This window comes from Burkholderia sp. BCC1208 (assembly GCF_902833095.1).
Classification (GTDB): Bacteria; Pseudomonadota; Gammaproteobacteria; order Burkholderiales; family Burkholderiaceae; genus Burkholderia.
The window spans coordinates 337,200-355,021 of sequence record NZ_CADFDY010000011.1 but is presented as its reverse complement, the minus strand read 5'-3'; the positions used below and the strand labels follow the sequence as shown (position 1 = coordinate 355,021).

Genomic DNA, 17,822 nt, shown 5'->3' with positions numbered 1-17,822 from the left:
CCGCAGGTTTCCGATGCGACAGATTCTTCTCCTGATTCTTCTCTTCTTCGCGGGTTCGTGGCTCGCGCGCAAGCTGCGCCATGCACAGGAACAGGCGCAGGCGCGCGCCGGCCGCGGCGCCGGTTACGACGGTGCGCCCGGCGCGGGTGCCGGCGGCGGTGCCGCGCGCCCGAACGGCGACGCGCGGTCGCTGCCCGAGCCGATGGTGCGCTGCGCCGAATGCGGCGTGCATGCGCCGAAGGGCGACGCCGTCGCCGCGAGCGGCGAATACTTCTGCAGCGCCGAGCATGCGCGGCGCCACGCCGCGCGCGTGGACGGCCGCGACGCGCGATGAGCGACGCGCCGGTGTTGTCGGTCGACGCGAACGGCTGGGTGCGCGAAGCGCGTCATGCGCCGTCGCCGAACTTCGAGGTGCGGCCCGCGGGTGCGGTGCCGACGCTCGTGGTCGTCCACAACATCAGCCTGCCGCCCGGCGAATTCGGCGGCGACGCGATCGAGGCGCTGTTCCTGAATCGCCTCGACTGCGATGCGCACCCCTATTACCAGAGCCACCTGCGCGGCGTGCGCGTGTCCGCCCATTTCCTGATTCGGCGCGGCGGCGAGCTCGTGCAGTTCGTGTCGTGCGACGAGCGCGCGTGGCACGCGGGCTCGTCCGAGTTCTTCGGCCGCACGCGCTGCAACGACTTCTCGATCGGCATCGAGCTCGAAGGCGCGGACGACGTACCGTTCGACGATGCGCAATACGCGGTGCTCGCCGCGCTCTCCCGCGCGCTCGCCGCGCGCTACCCGGTCGACGCGTTCGCGGGGCACTCGGACGTCGCGCCGGGCCGCAAGACCGACCCGGGCCCGCACTTCGATTGGCAACGCTTCGCGAGCGATGCCGGTTTTTCCGCCGAATACTTTCCTTTCCGTCAGCACTGATCGCGGGGTTTTTTGATCGGAGAAAGTTTTTTCTCCGATCAATGCCTTGCCGTGTCTGCGCGTGAGCGATGTCAAGACCTCTATCGCAAATTATCCGTTTGGACGTCCTCCGAATGTCCACTATACTTGGTGCCAGTTGAGCGGTTTTGTACTAGATATAGTGTGTGTCGCAGGGGAAAACCCGAGCGGCACCGGCCGGCGGGCAACGCCGGCGGACGGGGTTCTCAAGGCGGCGCGTCAGGCCGGGCGGTCAGGGCGTCGCGATCAGCGCAGCGAATATCGACGGGGCAGGGTATACATGACGAAGCACACGACCGGCTGGGTTGTCGCGCATCGACCGAACCGGCTTCCCCGGCGCATCGCTCGCCTCTTACCGCTCGCGCACCACATTGCGCGGCGTTCGTTTTAATCCGCGGTTCTCTCCGCACCATCCAACACCAGGAGCTTTGCACATGCAAACCACCGACAACGCGACGTCCCAGTACGAGAGCGCCTCGAGCCGTCCGCTCGGCGGGACCGAACAGGGCGCGAAGGCGCTCGCGCCGCAGGCCACGTTCGCCGACTACAAGGTGATCCGCCGCAACGGCAGCGTGGTGTCGTTCGAACCTTCGAAGATCGCGATCGCGGTGACCAAGGCTTTCCTGGCCGTCAATGGCGGGCAGGGCGCGGCATCGGCGCGCGTACGCGAGCAGGTCGAACAACTGACGCACAACGTCGTGCGCGCGCTCGTGCGCAGCCGCCCGAACGGCGGTACGTTCCATATCGAAGACATCCAGGACCAGGTCGAACTCGCGCTGATGCGCGGCGGCGAGCACAACGTCGCGCGTGCGTACGTGCTGTATCGCGAGAAGCGTCACCTCGAGCGCCAGCATGCGGGCGAGGAAGCGGCGGCCGCGGGCGGCGAGTCGACCACCGGCATCAACGTCGTCGACAACGGCGTGTCGCGCCCGCTCGACCTGAACGCGCTGCGCTCGCTGATCGTGTCGGCGTGCGACGGCCTCGGCGCTGCGGTTAACCCTGACCCGATCGTCGCGGAGACGGTGAAGAACCTGTACGACGGCGTACCGATGAGCCAGGTCTACGACTCGGCGATCCTCGCGGCACGCACGATGATCGAAAAGGACCCGGCATACAGCCAGGTCACGGCCCGCATCCTGCTGCATACGATCCGTCGCGAGATCCTCAGCGAGGAAGTGCTCCAGTCGGAGATGTCGGCCCGCTACGCCGAATACTTCCCGCAGTTCCTGAAGCGCGGCGTCGACGCCGGCCTGCTCGACGACAAGCTGCTGCAGTTCGACCTGAAGCGCCTCGGCGAAGCGCTCGACGCGAACCGCGACCTGCAGTTCGGCTACCTCGGCCTGCAGACGCTGTACGACCGCTACTTCCTGCACGTCGAAGGCACCCGCATCGAAATGCCGCAGGCATTCTTCATGCGCGTCGCGATGGGCCTGTCGCTGAACGAGATCGACCGCGAAACGCGCGCGATCGAGTTCTACAACGTGCTGTCGAGCTTCGACTTCATGAGCTCGACGCCGACGCTGTTCAACTCGGGCACCCACCGCTCGCAGCTGTCGTCGTGCTACCTGACGACGGTCGCGGACGACCTCGACGGCATCTATGAAGCGCTGAAGGAAAACGCGCTGCTGTCGAAGTTCGCCGGCGGCCTCGGCAACGACTGGACGCGCGTGCGCGCACTCGGCTCGCATATCAAGGGCACGAACGGCAAGTCGCAAGGCGTGGTCCCGTTCCTGAAGGTCGTGAACGACACGGCCGTCGCGGTGAACCAGGGCGGCAAGCGCAAGGGCGCGGTCTGCGCGTACCTCGAATCGTGGCACCTCGACATCGAGGAGTTCCTGGAGCTGCGCAAGAACACCGGTGACGACCGTCGCCGTACGCACGACATGAACACGGCGAACTGGATTCCCGACCTGTTCATGAAGCGCGTGATGGAAGGCGGCGACTGGACGCTGTTCTCGCCGTCGACCTGCCCGGACCTGCACGACAAGTTCGGCGCGGAATTCGAGGCGGCTTACACGGCTTACGAAGACAAGGTCGCGCGCGGCGAGATCAAGCTGTTCAAGAAGATCCCGGCGGCGCAGCTGTGGCGCAAGATGCTCGGCATGCTGTTCGAGACGGGCCACCCGTGGATCACGTTCAAGGATCCGTGCAACATCCGCTCGCCGCAGCAGCACGTCGGCGTCGTCCACTCGTCGAACCTGTGCACGGAAATCACGCTGAACACGAGCGACACCGAAATCGCGGTGTGCAACCTCGGCTCGGTGAACCTCGTCGCCCACCTGGTGAAGCAGGCGGACGGCAGCTACGCGCTCGACCACGACAAGCTGAAGCGCACGATCAGCGTCGCGATGCGCATGCTCGACAACGTGATCGACATCAACTACTACGCGGTGCCGAAGGCGCGTAACTCGAACCTGAAGCACCGCCCGGTCGGCATGGGCATCATGGGCTTCCAGGACTGCCTGCATCTGCTGCGCACGCCGTACGCGTCGGAAGCGGCGGTCGAGTTCGCCGACCGTTCGATGGAAGCCGTCTGCTACTACGCGTACTACGCGTCGACCGAGCTGGCCGAAGAACGCGGCCGCTACTCGAGCTACCGCGGCTCGCTGTGGGATCGCGGCATCCTCCCGCAGGACACGCTGAAGCTGCTGGCCGAAGCGCGCGGCGGCTACGTCGAGGTCGACACGTCGGAATCGCTCGACTGGACGACGCTGCGTTCGCGGATCGCCTCGCACGGCATGCGCAACTCGAACTGCGTCGCGATCGCGCCGACGGCGACAATCTCGAACATCATCGGCGTGTCGGCCTGTATCGAGCCGACCTTCCAGAACCTGTACGTGAAGTCGAACCTGTCGGGCGAATTCACGGTGGTAAACGAGTATCTCGTCCGCGACCTGAAGGAGCGCGGCCTGTGGGACGAAGTGATGGTCTCCGACCTGAAGTACTTCGACGGCATGCTGTCGCGCATCGACCGCATCCCGGCCGACCTGCGCGCGATCTACGCGACCGCGTTCGAAGTCGACCCGACGTGGCTGGTCGAAGCGGCCTCGCGTCGCCAGAAGTGGATCGACCAGGCGCAGTCGCTGAACATCTACATGGGCGGCGCATCGGGCAAGAAGCTCGACGAGGTCTACAAGCTCGCATGGCTGCGCGGCCTGAAGACGACCTACTACCTGCGCACGATGGCGGCGACGCACGTCGAGAAGTCGACGGTCGCGCACGGCGCGCTGAACGCGGTGCCGACGGGCGGTGCGGGTAGCGGCGGCTCGGGCAGCGGCGGCGCGCAAGGCGCAGCGGGCGGCTTCGGTGCGGCAGGCGGCAATGCATCGTCGGGCGCGATCAGCGCGGCGCCGGCACTCGCGCCGGTCGAAGCAGACGGTCCGGTGTGCACGATGCGTCCGGGCGATCCCGGCTTCGACGAATGCGAAGCGTGCCAGTAACGCAGTGCGCCTGACCTGAGAAGCAGGCGAGGGCGGCGCACACGGCGACCGATCGAGGTTGAAGTGTGCGCCGCTCTCAACTAAAAAAATGATAAGGAATCTGTAACGCGACACCTGCGTTGCAGGCAGTGACGAGCGATCGAAACATCCCCGACGGCGTCGCGTTTCGATCAGCGTTCGATGCGTCGAGCGCACCTCGCGATACAAGCGCGACTCACATCGCGCGCTGCATGAACGACGATGCGTTGCTCAAAGTGTTGTATCGAGGTCGCAACGCGAATCGAAAAAAGGATTTTTCGTGAGCGAACCCTTTTATCGCTCAGGAAAAGATGGTACAAACCGTTCTAAATTGATGGTGAGAATTTATGCTCAACTGGGATGACGAGAAGACTGCCGTAGCTCCCGCGAGCGGAGCGCAGCACAACGCGATGCGCGCCCCCGCCGGAGTGGCTGTCGGAATGCAGGCTGCGTCGCCTGCCGCCCATCAGGTCCGCGACATTTTCGAAGGCGATCTTGCGGTGCCGCCGCAAGCATCGGCTGTTCCCGCCGGCGGCACGGAAGCGCGGGTCAATGTCGCCGACAAGCGCATCATCAACGGCCAGACTGACGTCAATCAGCTGGTGCCGTTCAAATACAAGTGGGCGTGGGAAAAGTATCTGGCCGGTTGCGCGAACCACTGGATGCCGCAGGAAATCAACATGTCCCGCGACATCGCACTGTGGAAGGACCCGAACGGTCTGACCGAGGACGAGCGCCGCATCGTGAAGCGCAACCTCGGCTTCTTCGTGACGGCCGATTCGCTCGCGGCGAACAACATCGTGCTCGGCACGTACCGCCACATCACGGCGCCCGAGTGCCGGCAGTTCCTGCTGCGCCAGGCGTTCGAGGAAGCGATCCACACGCACGCGTACCAATACATCGTCGAATCGCTCGGTCTCGACGAAGGCGAGATCTTCAACGCGTATCACGAGGTCACGTCGATCCGCGCGAAGGACGAATTCCTGATCCCGTTCATTCATACGCTGACGGACCCGGCCTTCAAGACCGGCACGCTCGAAGCGGATCAGAAGCTGCTGAAGTCGCTGATCGTGTTCGCCTGCATCATGGAAGGCCTGTTCTTCTATGTCGGGTTTACGCAGATCCTCGCACTCGGCCGCCAGAACAAGATGACGGGTGCTGCAGAGCAATATCAGTACATCCTGCGCGACGAGTCGATGCACTGCAACTTCGGCATCGACCTGATCAACCAGATCAAGCTCGAGAATCCGCATCTCTGGACCGCGGAATTCCGCGCCGAGATCCGCGAGCTGTTCAAGCAGGCTGTCGAACTCGAATACCGCTACGCCGAAGACACGATGCCGCGCGGCGTGCTGGGTTTGAACGCGTCGATGTTCAAGAGCTATCTGCGCTTCATCAGCAACCGCCGTTGCCAGCAGATCGGCCTCGACCCGCTGTATCCGAACGAGGAAAACCCGTTCCCGTGGATGAGCGAGATGATCGACCTGAAGAAGGAACGCAACTTCTTCGAGACGCGTGTGATCGAGTATCAGACGGGGGGCGCGCTGTCCTGGGAATAACCCGCAGCAGCGAACCCGTTACATGACGGAGCAGCCGGTGGCCTCTCGGCCCCGGCCCAAGGTTTAGGAGCAAGAACGCCTGATGCAAAGCATGCCCGGTGCCTTAACGGCCCAACGATACGACAGGCACTTTGCGAACCCTTCAGTGGGATGGGCAAACTTCCCTCCGGAAAAAGCGGACGGCCGTGTGGCGGTCCGCTTGATCAAGCGATTAGGGGTAGCGGCGCGAGGTGCGCCGGCTACCGACTTGATTTGGCGCGCGAGGCCGAGTGGTCACGCGCGCCATACCGTATTCATTAGCGTAAGCGCGCGGTACCTGCGTACGCCGATGAATAGCCCGCTTCGAAGCGCACGTCCTGAACAGCGTCCGCGGGAAGCGGGTTTTGACGAAGGGTGTAGTTTGAACTGACTCTCATCTGAACCTGAAGGAGAACAACATGGCTACTGCCAAGAAGAAACCGGCTGCTAAGAAGGTTGCTGCCAAGAAGACCGTTGCGAAGAAGGCTGCTGCTCCGGTGAAGAAGGCCGCGGTGAAGAAGGTTGCTGCGAAGAAGGTCGCGGTGAAGAAGGTTGCCGCGAAGAAGGCAGCACCGGCGAAGAAGGCCGCTGCAAAGAAGGTCGCAGCCAAGAAGGTCGCAACGAAGAAGGTTGCAGCCAAGAAGGTCGCAGCGAAGAAAGTCGCGGTGAAGAAGGTTGCTGCGAAGAAGGCAGCACCGGCGAAGAAGGCCGCCGCGAAGAAGGTTGCAGCCAAGAAAGTCGCAGTGAAGAAGGTTGCTGCGAAGAAGGCCGCACCGGCGAAGAAGGCTGCTGCCAAGAAGGCTGCGCCGGCGAAGAAGGCTGCCGCGAAGAAGGCCGCGCCTGCGAAGAAGGCTGCCGCGAAGAAGGCTGCGCCCGCCAAGAAGGCTGCCCCTGCGAAGAAGGCTGCCGCACCGGCGAAGAAGGCTGCTGCGCCGAAGAAGGCCGTCGTGAAGAAGGCTGCGCCGGCAACGACCGCGTCGACCGCATCGGTTGCGCCGGCATCGGGCGTGAAGACCGCGCTCAACCCGGCAGCAGCATGGCCGTTCCCGACCGGCAGCCGTCCGTAATCGCGGCTGAGCAGCATCACCCGGACACTCACGTGGTGTCCGTGGGTTGAGTAGCGCTACTCAATCAGTCCCGCCATCTGGCTCAGGTGGCGGGATTTTTTTTCGTCCGTATGGGGCGCCGACGGGGCGCCGGTCGGCTGGCCGCCGCGAGCGCGGACAAGAACGGGCGGACGAAAAAAAACGCATGTGCGGCTTCGCACATGCGTTCGACCGCGGCTTGCGCCGCGTGCTGAGGTACCGGTTAGTGCGTGACGCGCGTGACGCCGCCGCTCGACAGCAGGCGTACGCGCTCGCCGGCGCGGAATGCTTCGCCGTTTGCCGCCTGCGTGATCGAACGCAGATCGCCGTTGTCGAGGCGCACGGTGATTTCGACACCGTTCGCCGTGCTGAGGTTTTCGCCGACCGCGTTACCCGCCACCGCACCGACGAGGCCGCCGGCGATCGCCGTCAGGATCGAGCCCTTGCCGCCGCCGATCGCGCTGCCCGCGACCGCGCCGAGTGCGCCGCCACCGAGCGTGCCGATCGCGCTGCCGCCGCCGTCGGACTGGATGCGCACCGCGCGGACGCTTTCGACCGTGCCCATGCGGACCGTCTGTTCGCGTTGCGCCTGGCCGACGCTATAGACATCCGCCGAGCCGGGCGCCGTGAAGCAGCCGGCGAGCGTCAGCGTGGCCGTCAGCATGGCCGCGAGCGTGAGGGTTTTTTTCGTCAACATCTTTGCTCTCCCACAATATTCATTTGAGACTGTAACCGAATGCAGTCTCGAAGCGTGCGTCGATTTCGGCGCGCGTCAGTACATAAGTCTGGGGCCCTTGATGGGCGATCTTGAGCGAGCCCATCAGGCTCGCGAGACGGCCGGTGGTGGCCCAGTCGAGGCCATGCTCGATGCCGTACAGCAGGCCGCCCCGGAAGGCGTCGCCGCAGCCCGTCGGATCGGCGATGCGCTCGGCCGGCACGACTGGAATCTGTTCCGCACCCTGCTTGTGGCGGATGGTCGCGCCATGCTCGCCACGCGTGATGACGAGGGCGTCGACCCGGCTGGCGATTTCATCTTCGGACCATCCCGTCTTGTCGCTCACCAGCTTGGCCTCGTAGTCGTTGACCGCTACGTAGGTCGCAAGTTCAATGCTGCGGCGCAGCGTCGCACCATCGAACAGCGGCAGGCCCTGGCCCGGATCGAACACGAACGGCACACCGGCCTTGGCGAGCTCTTCCACGTGCTGCACCATCCCGTCGAAGCCGTCCGGGCCGACGATCGCGAGCTTGATGTCCGGCGCGTCGCCCGCGTGGTTCAGGTGCGATTGCATCATCGCGCCCGGGTGGAACGCCGCGATCTGGTTGTTGTCGAGATCGGTCGTGATCATCGCCTGCGCGGTGTACGTATCGGGCAGCACGCGAACGTGATCGCGGCGCAGGCCGAGCTGGTCGAGCCGGTCGAGATACGGCTGCGCATCCAGCGCGCCCATCGTGCCCATGATGCGCGCGTCGCCGCCGAGCAGGTGGAGCGCGTACCCGATGTTGCCCGCGCAGCCGCCGAATTCGCGGCGCATCGTCGGCACGAGGAAGCTCAGGTTGATGAGGTGCACCTGGTCGGGCAGGATGTGCTCGCGGAACCGCCCTTCGAAGGTCATGATGGAGTCGTAGGCGATCGAGCCGCAAATCAGCGTAGCCAAGGTGTGCGTTCCTGTAGAAATGAGGGGCCCTGCGCGACAACGCCGCGCGAAGGGCGCGGCGCGGCAGGGGAAAGCGGAAGAAAGCTTACTTCAGTGCGGCGAGCGCTGCATCGTAGTTCGGCTCGTCCTTGATTTCGCCGACGAGTTCCGCATGGATCACCTTGTCCTGCGCGTCGAGCACGACCACCGCGCGTGCGGTCAAGCCGTTCAGCGGGCCGCTCGTCACGTCGACGCCGTACGCGTTCGCGAACGCGCGGCCGGTGCGGAACGTCGATGCCGTCACGACGTTCTCGAGGCCTTCGGTCGTGCAGAAGCGCGTGGCGGCGAACGGCAGGTCGGCGGACACGACGACCACCACCGTGTTGTCGAGCGACGACGCGGCTTCGTTGAACTTGCGGGTCGACGTCGCGCAGGTCGGCGTGTCGAGGCTCGGCACGATGTTCAGCACCTTGCGCTTGCCGGCGAAGCTGGCGAGCGACAGGTCGGCGAGGTCCTTGCCGACCAGCTTGAAATCGGCGGCTTGTGCACCGACGGCCGGGAACGTGCCGGCGAGATCGATCGGGTTGCCACCCAGCGTAACTTTGCTCATGTTCGTGCTCCGAAATAGCGCGCCGCACGGCGCGCGGGTTGAGACGGCGCGCAAGCGCGCCGCGGTGCGTCACGGATAGAAGATCTGGACGCGGAAATTCGAGGCGGGCGTACCGTTCGTTTCGAGGCGGACGACCATCGTCTGCGTCGTGCCGGGCGGCAGCCCGGCGTCGATCGGCGTGCCCGGGCGCACGTAGTCGCGCGGCGCGAGCACGCGGCGCACGGTGACGTGATTGGTGTCGTCGAGCAGCGTGAGTTCGAGCGACGGGTATGCGAGCGCGACACGGTAGCGGTTCGTCAGCGGCACCTTCAGTTCGAGTTCGCGCGGGCCGTCGAGCTGGCGCAGGTCGGTCGCGTCGAGCCGAAGGCCGTCGATCGCGCGCGGCGGCGTGACCGTGCAGCCGAGCGGCGCACAGGCCTGCCGGAACCAGCTCTGCGTGACGGGCCAGTAGATCATCAGCGTTTCGCGCTGCCACCACGCCAGTTGCACGACGAGCAGCCCGACCAGCGCGGCCGCGACGAGGCCGCCGAAAAAGCCGCCGAGCATCCCGCGGCGCTGCGGCGCGCGCGTCTCGCGCGTGACGGCGAAGGGCGGGCGATCGTCGTCGGTCAGTGCGGCGGGGAACGGGACGGCCGGTTGGACGGCCGGTTGGGCGGCCGATTCGGCGACCGGTTCGACGGCCGGTTCATCGGTTGCCGCCGCGGCCGGGGCCGTGTCGTGTCGGGCGAAGGCGTCGGATTCCGATGCGGTTTCGGCTTCGGTGACGGCCGGTGCGGGCGTGAACGCAAAGCGCGGTTCGCGCGGCGCGCGTTCGTCGTCCGGCACGGCGAAGTGCGCGTGGCCGACGGGTTCGGCCGGTTCGGCCGCGATTTCCGGTTCCGACGGAAGGTGGGCGACGAAGCGGGGCTCGCGCGGGTCGCGCTCGACGGGCGCGGGCGAGGGCGAGGGCGAGGGCGACGGCGACGGCGACGGCGACGGCGCGGCTTCTTCGATTTCGTGCGGTTCGTGCGGCGAATGCGGTTCGGCCGGTTGCTCGACGGCAGCCGATGAATCGAGCTCGGCCGGAGAGGTCGCGAACGGCGCGGGCGTACCCGACAGATGGACGACGCCGGCTTCCGTGGACGGGAGCGCGAGCGGTATCAGCGGCTCGGTGCGCACGGTTTCGACGCTGTGCTGCAGCGTCGGATCGACGCCTGCGTCGAGCCACGGCGCCCACATGTCCCAGCCTTCCGGCTTGTAATCGGTGCCGGTCGGCAGTCCGGCCGGCGCGTCGGCGGTAAACAGCCGAACCGGAGCGGCCTGCTGGTGTGCGTCGCCGCCATGCGGCGCGGCAGCCGGTTCCGTCAAGGCCGGCTCGGGCTGCTGCGCGTATTCGGGAACGAGCGATTCGGAAGCGTTGAAGACTTCGTGGCAATGCCCGCAGCGCACGAGCCCCTGATGCAGCGAGAGCTGTTCCTGCTGCAGCCGGAAGACGGTTTCGCAATGAGGGCAGCGCGTCGCAAGAAGCATGTCGAGGCGGGCGGCCTGCTGGCCAGAGTGAAGGACAGCGCTATTCTAATGGCTTTCGCGGCGGGTTCCGGCGAGGCATACCCAACCTTCGTGTTCGCGCCAGACCGAGATGTCGACGTAGCGCGCATAAACGGCCGCGACCTCGTCCGCCTGGCGCGCGAGCACGCCCGACAGCGCGATGCGCCCGCCCGGCTTGACCTTCGATGCGAGCATCGATGCCATCAGCTTCAGCGGGTTCGACAGGATGTTCGCGACGACGATGTCGAATTCGCCGTCCGGGCATGCATCGGGCAGCCCGTACGTGACTTCGGCCCGGTTGCGTTCGCTGTTCTGGCGTGCCGATTCGACCGCCTGCGGATCGATGTCGATGCCGATCACGGGGTTCGCCCCGCATTTCTTCGCGAGGATCGCGAGGATGCCCGAGCCGCAGCCGTAGTCGAGCACCGACTGGCCGGGCTTCACCGACTGTTCGAGCCACTCCATGCACAGACGGGTGGTGGGGTGGCTGCCGGTGCCGAACGCGAGGCCGGGGTCGAGCTCGAGGACGAGTGCATCGGGATCGGGCGCATCGTGCCACGACGGCACGACCCAGATCCGCTCGCCGATCGGGATCGGCTCGAACTGCGACTGCGTGAGCCGCACCCAGTCCTGCTCCTCGACTTCACGCACGACGAACGTCGGCGTCTCGGCGATGCCGATTTCGTTCGCGGCCGCCGCGAGCAGCACGGCCGGCTCATGGTCGGCCGACAGCAGCGCGACCACGCGCGAGTGCTGCCACGCGGTGCGATCGGGCACGAGGCCCGGCTCGCCGAAGAGCGGCTGTTCGTCGGGCGTGTCGGCGTCGGCGTCCTCGACGGACACCGACAGCGCGCCGAGATCGAGCAGTGCGTCGGACAGGGCCTCCGCATGCTCGCGGGCCAGTTCGACGACGAGTTCGCGATAACTCATGCTTACGCTTCTTCCGGTGCGACCTGCAGCTTCTGCGCGAGCCGGTTTTCGAGGTAATGGATGCTGGTGCCGCCTTCGACGAACTTCGAGTCGATCATCAGCTCGCGGTGCAGCGGGATGTTGGTCTGGATGCCTTCGACGACCATTTCCGACAGCGCGATGCGCATCCGGCTGATCGCCTGCTCGCGCGTCGCGCCGTAGGTGATCAGCTTGCCGATCATCGAATCATAGTTCGGCGGCACGAAATAGCCATTGTAGGCGTGCGAATCGACGCGCACGCCGGGGCCGCCCGGCGTATGCCACGACGTGATCCGGCCCGGCGAAGGCGTGAACTTGAACGGATCCTCGGCGTTGATCCGGCACTCGATCGCATGTCCGCGGAACTGGATGTCGCGCTGGCGCAGCGCGAGCTTCTCGCCGGCTGCGATGCGGATCTGTTCCTGCACGATGTCGACGCCGGTGATCAGTTCCGATACCGGGTGCTCGACCTGCACGCGCGTGTTCATCTCGATGAAGTAGAACTCGCCGTTTTCGTACAGGAATTCGAAGGTACCTGCGCCGAGGTAGCCCATTTTCTTGCACGCGTCCGCGCAGCGGTCGCCGATGCGGTCGATCAGGCGGCGCGGAATGCCGGGCGCCGGCGCTTCCTCGATCACCTTCTGGTGGCGGCGCTGCATCGAGCAGTCGCGCTCGCCGAGCCAGATGGCGTTCTTGTACGCGTCCGACAGCACCTGGATCTCGATGTGGCGCGGGTTCTCGAGGAACTTCTCCATGTACACCTGCGGGTTGCCGAACGCGCGGCCGGCTTCCTCGCGGGTCATGTTGACCGCGTTGACGAGCGCGGCCTCGGTGTGCACGACGCGCATCCCGCGCCCGCCGCCGCCGCCCGCCGCCTTGATGATGACCGGATAGCCGATCGCGCGCGCAATCTTGACGATCTCCTTCGGATCGTCCGGCAACGCGCCTTCCGAACCCGGCACGCATGGCACGCCGGTCTTGATCATCGTCTGCTTCGCGGTGACCTTGTCACCCATCATGCGGATCGTTTCCGGGCGCGGGCCGATGAACGTGAAGCCCGACTGCTCGACGCGCTCCGCGAAATCGGCGTTCTCCGACAGGAAGCCGTAGCCGGGGTGGATCGCCTCGGCATCGGTGACTTCCGCGGCGCTGATCAGCGCAGGCATGTTCAGGTAGCTGAGGTTCGACGGGGCCGGGCCGATACAGACGGCTTCGTCCGCGAGGCGCACGTACTTGGCTTCCTTGTCGGCTTCCGAGTAGACGACCACCGTCTTGACGCCGAGTTCGCGGCACGCGCGCTGGATGCGCAGCGCGATTTCACCGCGGTTGGCAATGAGGATTTTTTCAAACATAGCGAGTATTCGTCTCTTCGAGGGGCGCGCGAACGGCGCCTGGCGAGCATCGGCGGCGCGCGGCCGACAGGGCCGCGCGGCGGGCTTAGCCGATCACGAAAAGCGGCTGGCCGTATTCGACGGCCTGGCCGTTCTCGACGAGGACTTCCTTGATCACGCCGGCCTTGTCCGACTCGATCTCGTTGAGCAGCTTCATCGCTTCGATGATGCAGATCGTCTGGCCTTCCTTGACCGTGTCGCCGGCCTGCACGAACGGGTCGGCGCCCGGCGACGGCGCGCGGTAGAACGTGCCGACCATCGGCGACGTCACGACGTGGCCTTGCGGGACGGCCGGTGCGGCTGCGGCGCCGGCTGCCGGCGCGGCGCCGTCGGTCGGCAGCGCGGCCGACGGAGGCGGCGCGCTGACTTGCGGGGCATACCCAGCCGTCGGCTGCACGTAGACCGGCGGCGCGTTCTTGACGATGCGCACCTTGCCTTCGCCTTCCGTCACTTCCAGCTCGGAGATGCCGGATTCGGAAACGAGGTCGATCAGAGTTTTCAGCTTACGAAGATCCATCGGGAATTCCCCTTTCAATACGTGAAAGCGCCGGTTAGGGGCCGGCGCTGAATCTAGATCGCGAAATCAGCCGCGCGACGCGCCTTGCAGCTTGTCCAGCGCGTACTCGAGCGCGTACAGATAACCTTTCCAGCCGAGCCCGCAGATCACGCCTTCGGCCTGGTCGGAAAAGTAGGAGTGGTGCCTGAACGCTTCGCGGCGATGCACGTTCGACAAGTGAACCTCGACGAACGGGATGCCAACGCCGGCGATCGCGTCCCGGATCGCAACGCTCGTATGCGTGTACGCGGCCGGATTGATCAGGATGAAATCGGTCTGTTCCTCCCGCGCGGCCTGGATGCGGTCGACCAGCGCGCCTTCATGGTTGCTCTGGAACGACGACAGTTCGGCGCCGGCTTCCCGGGCGCGCGCGGCAAGCGCCTGATCGATCTGCGCGAGCGTGACGCGGCCATACACCTCCGGTTCCCGGGTGCCGAGAAGGTTCAGGTTGGGGCCGTGCAACACCAGCAATCGTGTCATGGTCGCTTCTATTTCTGCGGAATTGCGCGAACTTTAGCGCTATTTAGAGAAATTTGTCTAGTTTTGCCGAACGGCCAGGTTCGTCGGACCTGCAAGAATTACCGGTGCGGATGCAAAGTATCGGCGAATTCACGCGAAATCGCGGCGATCGACGGACAAATTGCTGCGAACGTGCGGGCCGGCGTTCGGGGAGCTTACAGCGCGTCGAGCGTCTTTTTCAGCTCGGTCGGCTGGATTTGTCCCAATTTTGTCTCGCGAATCTTGCCGGTTTCGTCGATGACGACCGTAAACGGCAGCGCGCCAGCGGTATTTCCGAAATTACGGGCCAGATCCGCGCCCGCATAACCGCTGACGAAAACCGGATAGTCGACCTTCACTTTTTGGAGGAAGTTCTTCACGTTCTGCCCGGAATCGACGCCGATCCCGATGAATCGGATGCCTTTCTGTTTGTATTGATGCGACAACGCGACGAGCTCGGGCATCTCCTCGACGCACGGGCCGCACCACGACGCCCAGAAATTGACGACGACCTTCTGGCCCTTGAAGGCGGCCAGCGTGGCCGGCTTGCCGTCGACGCCAGTGAGCGACGACGCCCATAGCTGGTCGACCGGGTTGCCGTGGGTGGCCGGCGCGGCAACGGCGACGCCGTCGCCGTCCGTGCCGCGGAACCAGTGACCGGCGGCGACTCCGCCGGCGACGGCGGCGGCCGCGACCACCGCGAGCGCCAACATGCGTTTCATCATCATCGTTGAATCATTTGGGTTCGGAAGGGGCCTGGCTTGCGTCGACGAGCGCGCGCAGCGCGGCGGCGTCCGCGCGGGCGACGCGACCGCGCGCGTCGGCCTTCACCGCGCCGCGCAGGTCGTCGCTCGCATAGAGCGCGAGATGAATGCCGATGGCGTCCACGTCGCGCCGCGGGCGCCACAGGAAACTGAGCGTCTCGACGTCGCCGCGGCCCGCGAAATGCCGCGTCTCCGACACGTCGTACTGGACGTTCTGGTTCAGCAGATAGATCGCGACGTCCTTCGGGTTGTCGGTGAATGCCTGCAAATGGATATCCGAATGCGCGTTCGCGGTGCCGTTCAGCACGGCGCCCGTCACATAAGGATGGAACTCGGCGAGCCGGCGCATCCAGTCGAGCGCGATCTCGCGCAGGCGGCGCAGTTCGTCCGGCTGCGTGTCGCTCTGGAACAGTGCGAGATACTCGCGCAGTTCTTCCTCGATCTGGTCGTTATCCGGCAGCCATTCGCCGGCAACGCGCGAATCGCCCAGCAGCTGGCGCGCGGCCTTGCGCTTCGCGCCGGCATAGTCCTGACCATCCTCCGCGATCAGACGGGCGGCGGATTGGGCGATTTCCTCGCGGACGCGCCGCGGGTCGACAAGAGGTTTGCGAGACATGATCCGGCAATCATACTCGATCGTCGCGGCGCCCGAGCACGGGTGCGGCGGCCTGCCGCCCGAGGGTGCCGGCGCCGTTCGCGCGCATCGTTCGGGCCGCCGGGCATCGCAGGCCGTCAGTTACAATACTGTCCTTTGTGTCGCGGCCAGGTCGTTGGCCGGGCGCCGGCCGCACGGCCTCGCCGGTGCGCCGCACACGCATCCTTTCCGAATCGACGGCGCCCCGGCGGCGCGAAAGCATTCATCTATGCACATCCATATTCTTGGCATCTGCGGCACCTTCATGGGCGGTCTCGCCGTACTCGCCCGCGAGGCCGGCCACACGGTGACGGGTTGCGACGCGGGCGTCTATCCGCCGATGAGCACGCAGCTCGAGGGGCAGGGCATCACGCTGACCGAGGGCTACGGCGCCGAGCAGATCGACCTGAAACCGGACCTGTTCGTGATCGGCAACGTCGTCACGCGCGGCAATCCGTTGATGGAGGCGATCCTCGATCGCGGCCTGCCTTACGTGTCCGGCCCGCAGTGGCTGGGCGAGCACGTACTCGCCGGCAAATGGGTGCTTGCGGTCGCGGGCACGCACGGCAAGACGACCACGTCGTCGATGCTCGCGTGGCTGCTGGAAGACGCGGGGCTGAACCCGGGCTTCCTGATCGGCGGCGTGCCGCTGAACTTCGGCGTGTCCGCGCGGCTCACCGATTCGAGCTTCTTCGTGATCGAGGCCGACGAATACGACACGGCATTCTTCGACAAGCGCTCGAAGTTCGTGCACTACCGGCCGCGCACCGCGGTGCTGAACAACCTCGAATTCGATCACGCCGATATCTTCCCCAATCTCGCCGCGATCGAAACGCAATTCCATCATCTCGTGCGCACCGTGCCCGGCGTCGGGCGGATCGTCACGAACGGTCGCGCGGACGCGCTCGAGCGCGTGCTGGCGCGCGGCTGCTGGAGCGAGGTCGAGCGCTTCGGCGTCGACGGCGGCTGGCAGGCGCTGCCGGCGGAGGACGGCGTGCCGGTCGACGAACGCTTCGCGGTGTATTCGCACGCCGAGCGCGTCGGCGAAGTCGCCTGGCAGGTGCAGGGCGACCACAACCGGATGAACGCGCTCGCGGCGATCGCCGCCGCGCGCCACGTCGGCGTGCCGCCCGCGCAGGCCGCCGAGTCGCTCGCATCGTTCCGCAACGTGAAGCGCCGCATGGAAGTGCGCGGCAGCGTGGACGGCGTGACCGTCTATGACGATTTCGCGCACCATCCGACCGCGATCGACACCACGATCGCCGGCCTTCGTGCGCGCATCGGCCGCGAGAATGCCCGCATCCTCGCCGTACTCGAGCCGCGTTCGAACACGATGAAGCTTGGCGTGATGAAGTCGCAATTGCCGGCAAGCCTCGCCGATGCCGATCTCGTGTTCGGCTACGGCGCGCCCGCCGGGCGCGACGCGCTCGGCTGGAATCTCGCCGAAGCGCTCGCGCCGCTCGGCGCGCGCGCGCGCGCATTCGACGATCTGCATCTGCTGGTGAAGGCGGTGGTCGAGGCCGCACGTCCGGGCGACCACGTGCTCGTGATGAGCAACGGCGGCTTCGGCGGCGTGCACCAGAAGCTGCTCGACGCGCTCGGGAGCCGCACGTGATCCTGTATCTGCACGGCTTCCGGTCGTCGCCGGAATCGCAGAAGTCGCGGCTGCTCGCCGCGCGCATGGCCGAACTCGGCCGCACCGACGAGTGGCGGTGCCCGTCGCTGTCGGTGTCGCCGCTCGAGGCGATCGCCGTCGCGGAGTCGGAGGTCGCGGGCGCCCGCGACGTCACCGTGATCGGCAGCTCGCTCGGCGGTTATTACGCGACGTGGCTCGCCGAAAAGCATGGCTGGAAGGCCGTGCTGCTGAATCCGGCGATCGTGCCGCAGCGCGATCTCGAGCAGCATCTGGGCGAACAGCCGCTGTGGCACGGCGGCGGCACGATCGTCGTCGAGCGCCGTCACCTGCACGAGCTCGACGCGCTGCGCGTGCCGGCGATCACGCGCGCCGACCGCTACTATCTGTTCGCGGCGACCGGCGACGAAGTGCTCGACTATCGCGAGATGCTCGCCCATTACCCGGGCGCGAAAACCCGCGTGATCGACGGCAGCGATCACGGAATCAGCGAATTTGCCGACTATGTCGACGACGTTCTCGCGTTTTGCGACGGAAAGACGTCATAAACCGGCCACGTGCCGATCGA

18 protein-coding genes are annotated in these 17,822 nt (G+C 65.9%); 8 read left to right on the top strand and 10 right to left on the bottom strand.

The genetic code is table 11. From position 1 onward, the window contains the following. The first annotated feature begins 13 nt into the window (after nucleotides 1–13). The 6 genes from HWX09_RS27040 (at nucleotide 14) to HWX09_RS27015 (ending at nucleotide 7,041) form a co-directional block, all read left to right on the top strand. A complete protein-coding gene (locus HWX09_RS27040) occupies nucleotides 14–334 on the top strand; it encodes a PP0621 family protein (protein WP_027783482.1) in 321 nt (106 codons plus the stop codon). Further along, nucleotides 331–921 (top strand): 1,6-anhydro-N-acetylmuramyl-L-alanine amidase AmpD, encoded by a 591-nt coding sequence (gene ampD, locus HWX09_RS27035; protein WP_027783483.1) that lies wholly within the window; start codon nucleotides 331–333, stop codon nucleotides 919–921. Before HWX09_RS27040 ends, ampD begins: the two co-directional genes overlap by 4 nt. Nucleotides 922–1,373: 452 nt before the next feature. After that, nucleotides 1,374–4,379 (top strand): ribonucleoside-diphosphate reductase subunit alpha, encoded by a 3,006-nt coding sequence (locus HWX09_RS27030; RefSeq protein ID WP_027783484.1) that lies wholly within the window; start codon nucleotides 1,374–1,376, stop codon nucleotides 4,377–4,379. 365 nt (nucleotides 4,380–4,744) lie between these two features. Continuing rightward, on the top strand, nucleotides 4,745–5,956 hold the full coding sequence (locus tag HWX09_RS27025; RefSeq protein WP_027783485.1) for a ribonucleotide-diphosphate reductase subunit beta: 1,212 nt from the start codon (nucleotides 4,745–4,747) through the stop codon (nucleotides 5,954–5,956). Between the two features lie 82 nt (nucleotides 5,957–6,038). Continuing rightward, complete coding sequence (locus HWX09_RS27020) at nucleotides 6,039–6,365, top strand: hypothetical protein (protein WP_011544525.1); 327 nt, start codon at nucleotides 6,039–6,041, stop codon at nucleotides 6,363–6,365. Between the two features lie 28 nt (nucleotides 6,366–6,393). After that, complete coding sequence (locus HWX09_RS27015) at nucleotides 6,394–7,041, top strand: histone H1-like DNA-binding protein (RefSeq protein ID WP_027783486.1); 648 nt, start codon at nucleotides 6,394–6,396, stop codon at nucleotides 7,039–7,041. Between the two features lie 241 nt (nucleotides 7,042–7,282). Here the strand turns inward: HWX09_RS27015 and HWX09_RS27010 are convergent, their stop codons facing one another. The 10 genes from HWX09_RS27010 to HWX09_RS26965 all read right to left on the bottom strand — a co-directional run bounded on the left by HWX09_RS27010 (nucleotide 7,283) and on the right by HWX09_RS26965 (nucleotide 15,603). Next, entirely contained in the window at nucleotides 7,283–7,756 is a 474-nt protein-coding gene (locus HWX09_RS27010; protein ID WP_027783487.1) for a glycine zipper 2TM domain-containing protein, read from the bottom strand. A 19-nt stretch (nucleotides 7,757–7,775) separates the two neighbouring features. After that, the gene (locus HWX09_RS27005) at nucleotides 7,776–8,714 is read right to left on the bottom strand and encodes a carbohydrate kinase family protein (protein WP_006490717.1); all 939 of its coding nucleotides are present in this window, start codon (nucleotides 8,712–8,714) and stop codon (nucleotides 7,776–7,778) included. An 85-nt stretch (nucleotides 8,715–8,799) separates the two neighbouring features. Then, the gene (tpx, locus tag HWX09_RS27000; protein ID WP_027783488.1) at nucleotides 8,800–9,303 is read right to left on the bottom strand and encodes a thiol peroxidase; all 504 of its coding nucleotides are present in this window, start codon (nucleotides 9,301–9,303) and stop codon (nucleotides 8,800–8,802) included. 69 nt (nucleotides 9,304–9,372) lie between these two features. Then, nucleotides 9,373–10,812, bottom strand: a complete 1,440-nt coding sequence (locus HWX09_RS26995) for a zinc-ribbon and DUF3426 domain-containing protein (RefSeq protein ID WP_027783489.1) — start codon at nucleotides 10,810–10,812, stop codon at nucleotides 9,373–9,375. A 45-nt stretch (nucleotides 10,813–10,857) separates the two neighbouring features. Further along, nucleotides 10,858–11,760, bottom strand: a complete 903-nt coding sequence (prmA, locus tag HWX09_RS26990) for a 50S ribosomal protein L11 methyltransferase (protein ID WP_027783490.1) — start codon at nucleotides 11,758–11,760, stop codon at nucleotides 10,858–10,860. 2 nt (nucleotides 11,761–11,762) lie between these two features. Then, nucleotides 11,763–13,130, bottom strand: a complete 1,368-nt coding sequence (accC, locus tag HWX09_RS26985) for an acetyl-CoA carboxylase biotin carboxylase subunit (RefSeq protein ID WP_027783491.1) — start codon at nucleotides 13,128–13,130, stop codon at nucleotides 11,763–11,765. Between the two features lie 85 nt (nucleotides 13,131–13,215). Next, a complete protein-coding gene (gene accB / locus HWX09_RS26980) occupies nucleotides 13,216–13,686 on the bottom strand; it encodes an acetyl-CoA carboxylase biotin carboxyl carrier protein (RefSeq protein WP_027783492.1) in 471 nt (156 codons plus the stop codon). A 66-nt stretch (nucleotides 13,687–13,752) separates the two neighbouring features. Continuing rightward, nucleotides 13,753–14,205, bottom strand: a complete 453-nt coding sequence (gene aroQ / locus HWX09_RS26975) for a type II 3-dehydroquinate dehydratase (RefSeq protein ID WP_027783493.1) — start codon at nucleotides 14,203–14,205, stop codon at nucleotides 13,753–13,755. 194 nt (nucleotides 14,206–14,399) lie between these two features. Then, nucleotides 14,400–14,951 (bottom strand): TlpA disulfide reductase family protein, encoded by a 552-nt coding sequence (locus tag HWX09_RS26970; protein WP_027783494.1) that lies wholly within the window; start codon nucleotides 14,949–14,951, stop codon nucleotides 14,400–14,402. Between the two features lie 7 nt (nucleotides 14,952–14,958). Continuing rightward, the gene (locus tag HWX09_RS26965) at nucleotides 14,959–15,603 is read right to left on the bottom strand and encodes a UDP-N-acetylmuramate--alanine ligase (RefSeq protein WP_027783495.1); all 645 of its coding nucleotides are present in this window, start codon (nucleotides 15,601–15,603) and stop codon (nucleotides 14,959–14,961) included. Between the two features lie 247 nt (nucleotides 15,604–15,850). On the opposite strand from HWX09_RS26965, the gene mpl reads away from it, so the two are divergent. Then, nucleotides 15,851–17,236: a UDP-N-acetylmuramate:L-alanyl-gamma-D-glutamyl-meso-diaminopimelate ligase gene (gene mpl, locus HWX09_RS26960; protein ID WP_027783496.1), complete on the top strand. Its 1,386-nt coding sequence runs from the start codon at nucleotides 15,851–15,853 to the stop codon at nucleotides 17,234–17,236. Then, nucleotides 17,233–17,802, top strand: a complete 570-nt coding sequence (locus HWX09_RS26955) for a YqiA/YcfP family alpha/beta fold hydrolase (RefSeq protein ID WP_027783497.1) — start codon at nucleotides 17,233–17,235, stop codon at nucleotides 17,800–17,802. The genes mpl and HWX09_RS26955 overlap by 4 nt, the downstream gene beginning before the upstream one ends. Nucleotides 17,803–17,822: the final 20 nt, after the last annotated feature.

Excerpts from the sequence above, each read along its gene's own strand:
- HWX09_RS27030 (WP_027783484.1), top strand. The coding sequence starts at position 1,374 with ATGCAAACCACCGACAACGCGACGTCCCAGTACGAGAGCGCCTCGAGC.
- mpl (WP_027783496.1), top strand. The coding sequence starts at position 15,851 with ATGCACATCCATATTCTTGGCATCTGCGGCACCTTCATGGGCGGTCTC.
- aroQ (WP_027783493.1), bottom strand. The coding sequence starts at position 14,205 with ATGACACGATTGCTGGTGTTGCACGGCCCCAACCTGAACCTTCTCGGC.
- HWX09_RS27020 (WP_011544525.1), top strand. The coding sequence starts at position 6,039 with ATGCAAAGCATGCCCGGTGCCTTAACGGCCCAACGATACGACAGGCAC.
- HWX09_RS27025 (WP_027783485.1), top strand. The coding sequence starts at position 4,745 with ATGCTCAACTGGGATGACGAGAAGACTGCCGTAGCTCCCGCGAGCGGA.
- HWX09_RS27015 (WP_027783486.1), top strand. The coding sequence starts at position 6,394 with ATGGCTACTGCCAAGAAGAAACCGGCTGCTAAGAAGGTTGCTGCCAAG.
- HWX09_RS27040 (WP_027783482.1), top strand. The coding sequence starts at position 14 with ATGCGACAGATTCTTCTCCTGATTCTTCTCTTCTTCGCGGGTTCGTGG.
- tpx (WP_027783488.1), bottom strand. The coding sequence starts at position 9,303 with ATGAGCAAAGTTACGCTGGGTGGCAACCCGATCGATCTCGCCGGCACG.
- accC (WP_027783491.1), bottom strand. The coding sequence starts at position 13,130 with ATGTTTGAAAAAATCCTCATTGCCAACCGCGGTGAAATCGCGCTGCGC.
- HWX09_RS26995 (WP_027783489.1), bottom strand. The coding sequence starts at position 10,812 with ATGCTTCTTGCGACGCGCTGCCCTCATTGCGAAACCGTCTTCCGGCTG.
- ampD (WP_027783483.1), top strand. The coding sequence starts at position 331 with ATGAGCGACGCGCCGGTGTTGTCGGTCGACGCGAACGGCTGGGTGCGC.
- HWX09_RS26965 (WP_027783495.1), bottom strand. The coding sequence starts at position 15,603 with ATGTCTCGCAAACCTCTTGTCGACCCGCGGCGCGTCCGCGAGGAAATC.
- HWX09_RS26970 (WP_027783494.1), bottom strand. The coding sequence starts at position 14,951 with ATGATGATGAAACGCATGTTGGCGCTCGCGGTGGTCGCGGCCGCCGCC.
- accB (WP_027783492.1), bottom strand. The coding sequence starts at position 13,686 with ATGGATCTTCGTAAGCTGAAAACTCTGATCGACCTCGTTTCCGAATCC.
- HWX09_RS27010 (WP_027783487.1), bottom strand. The coding sequence starts at position 7,756 with ATGTTGACGAAAAAAACCCTCACGCTCGCGGCCATGCTGACGGCCACG.
- prmA (WP_027783490.1), bottom strand. The coding sequence starts at position 11,760 with ATGAGTTATCGCGAACTCGTCGTCGAACTGGCCCGCGAGCATGCGGAG.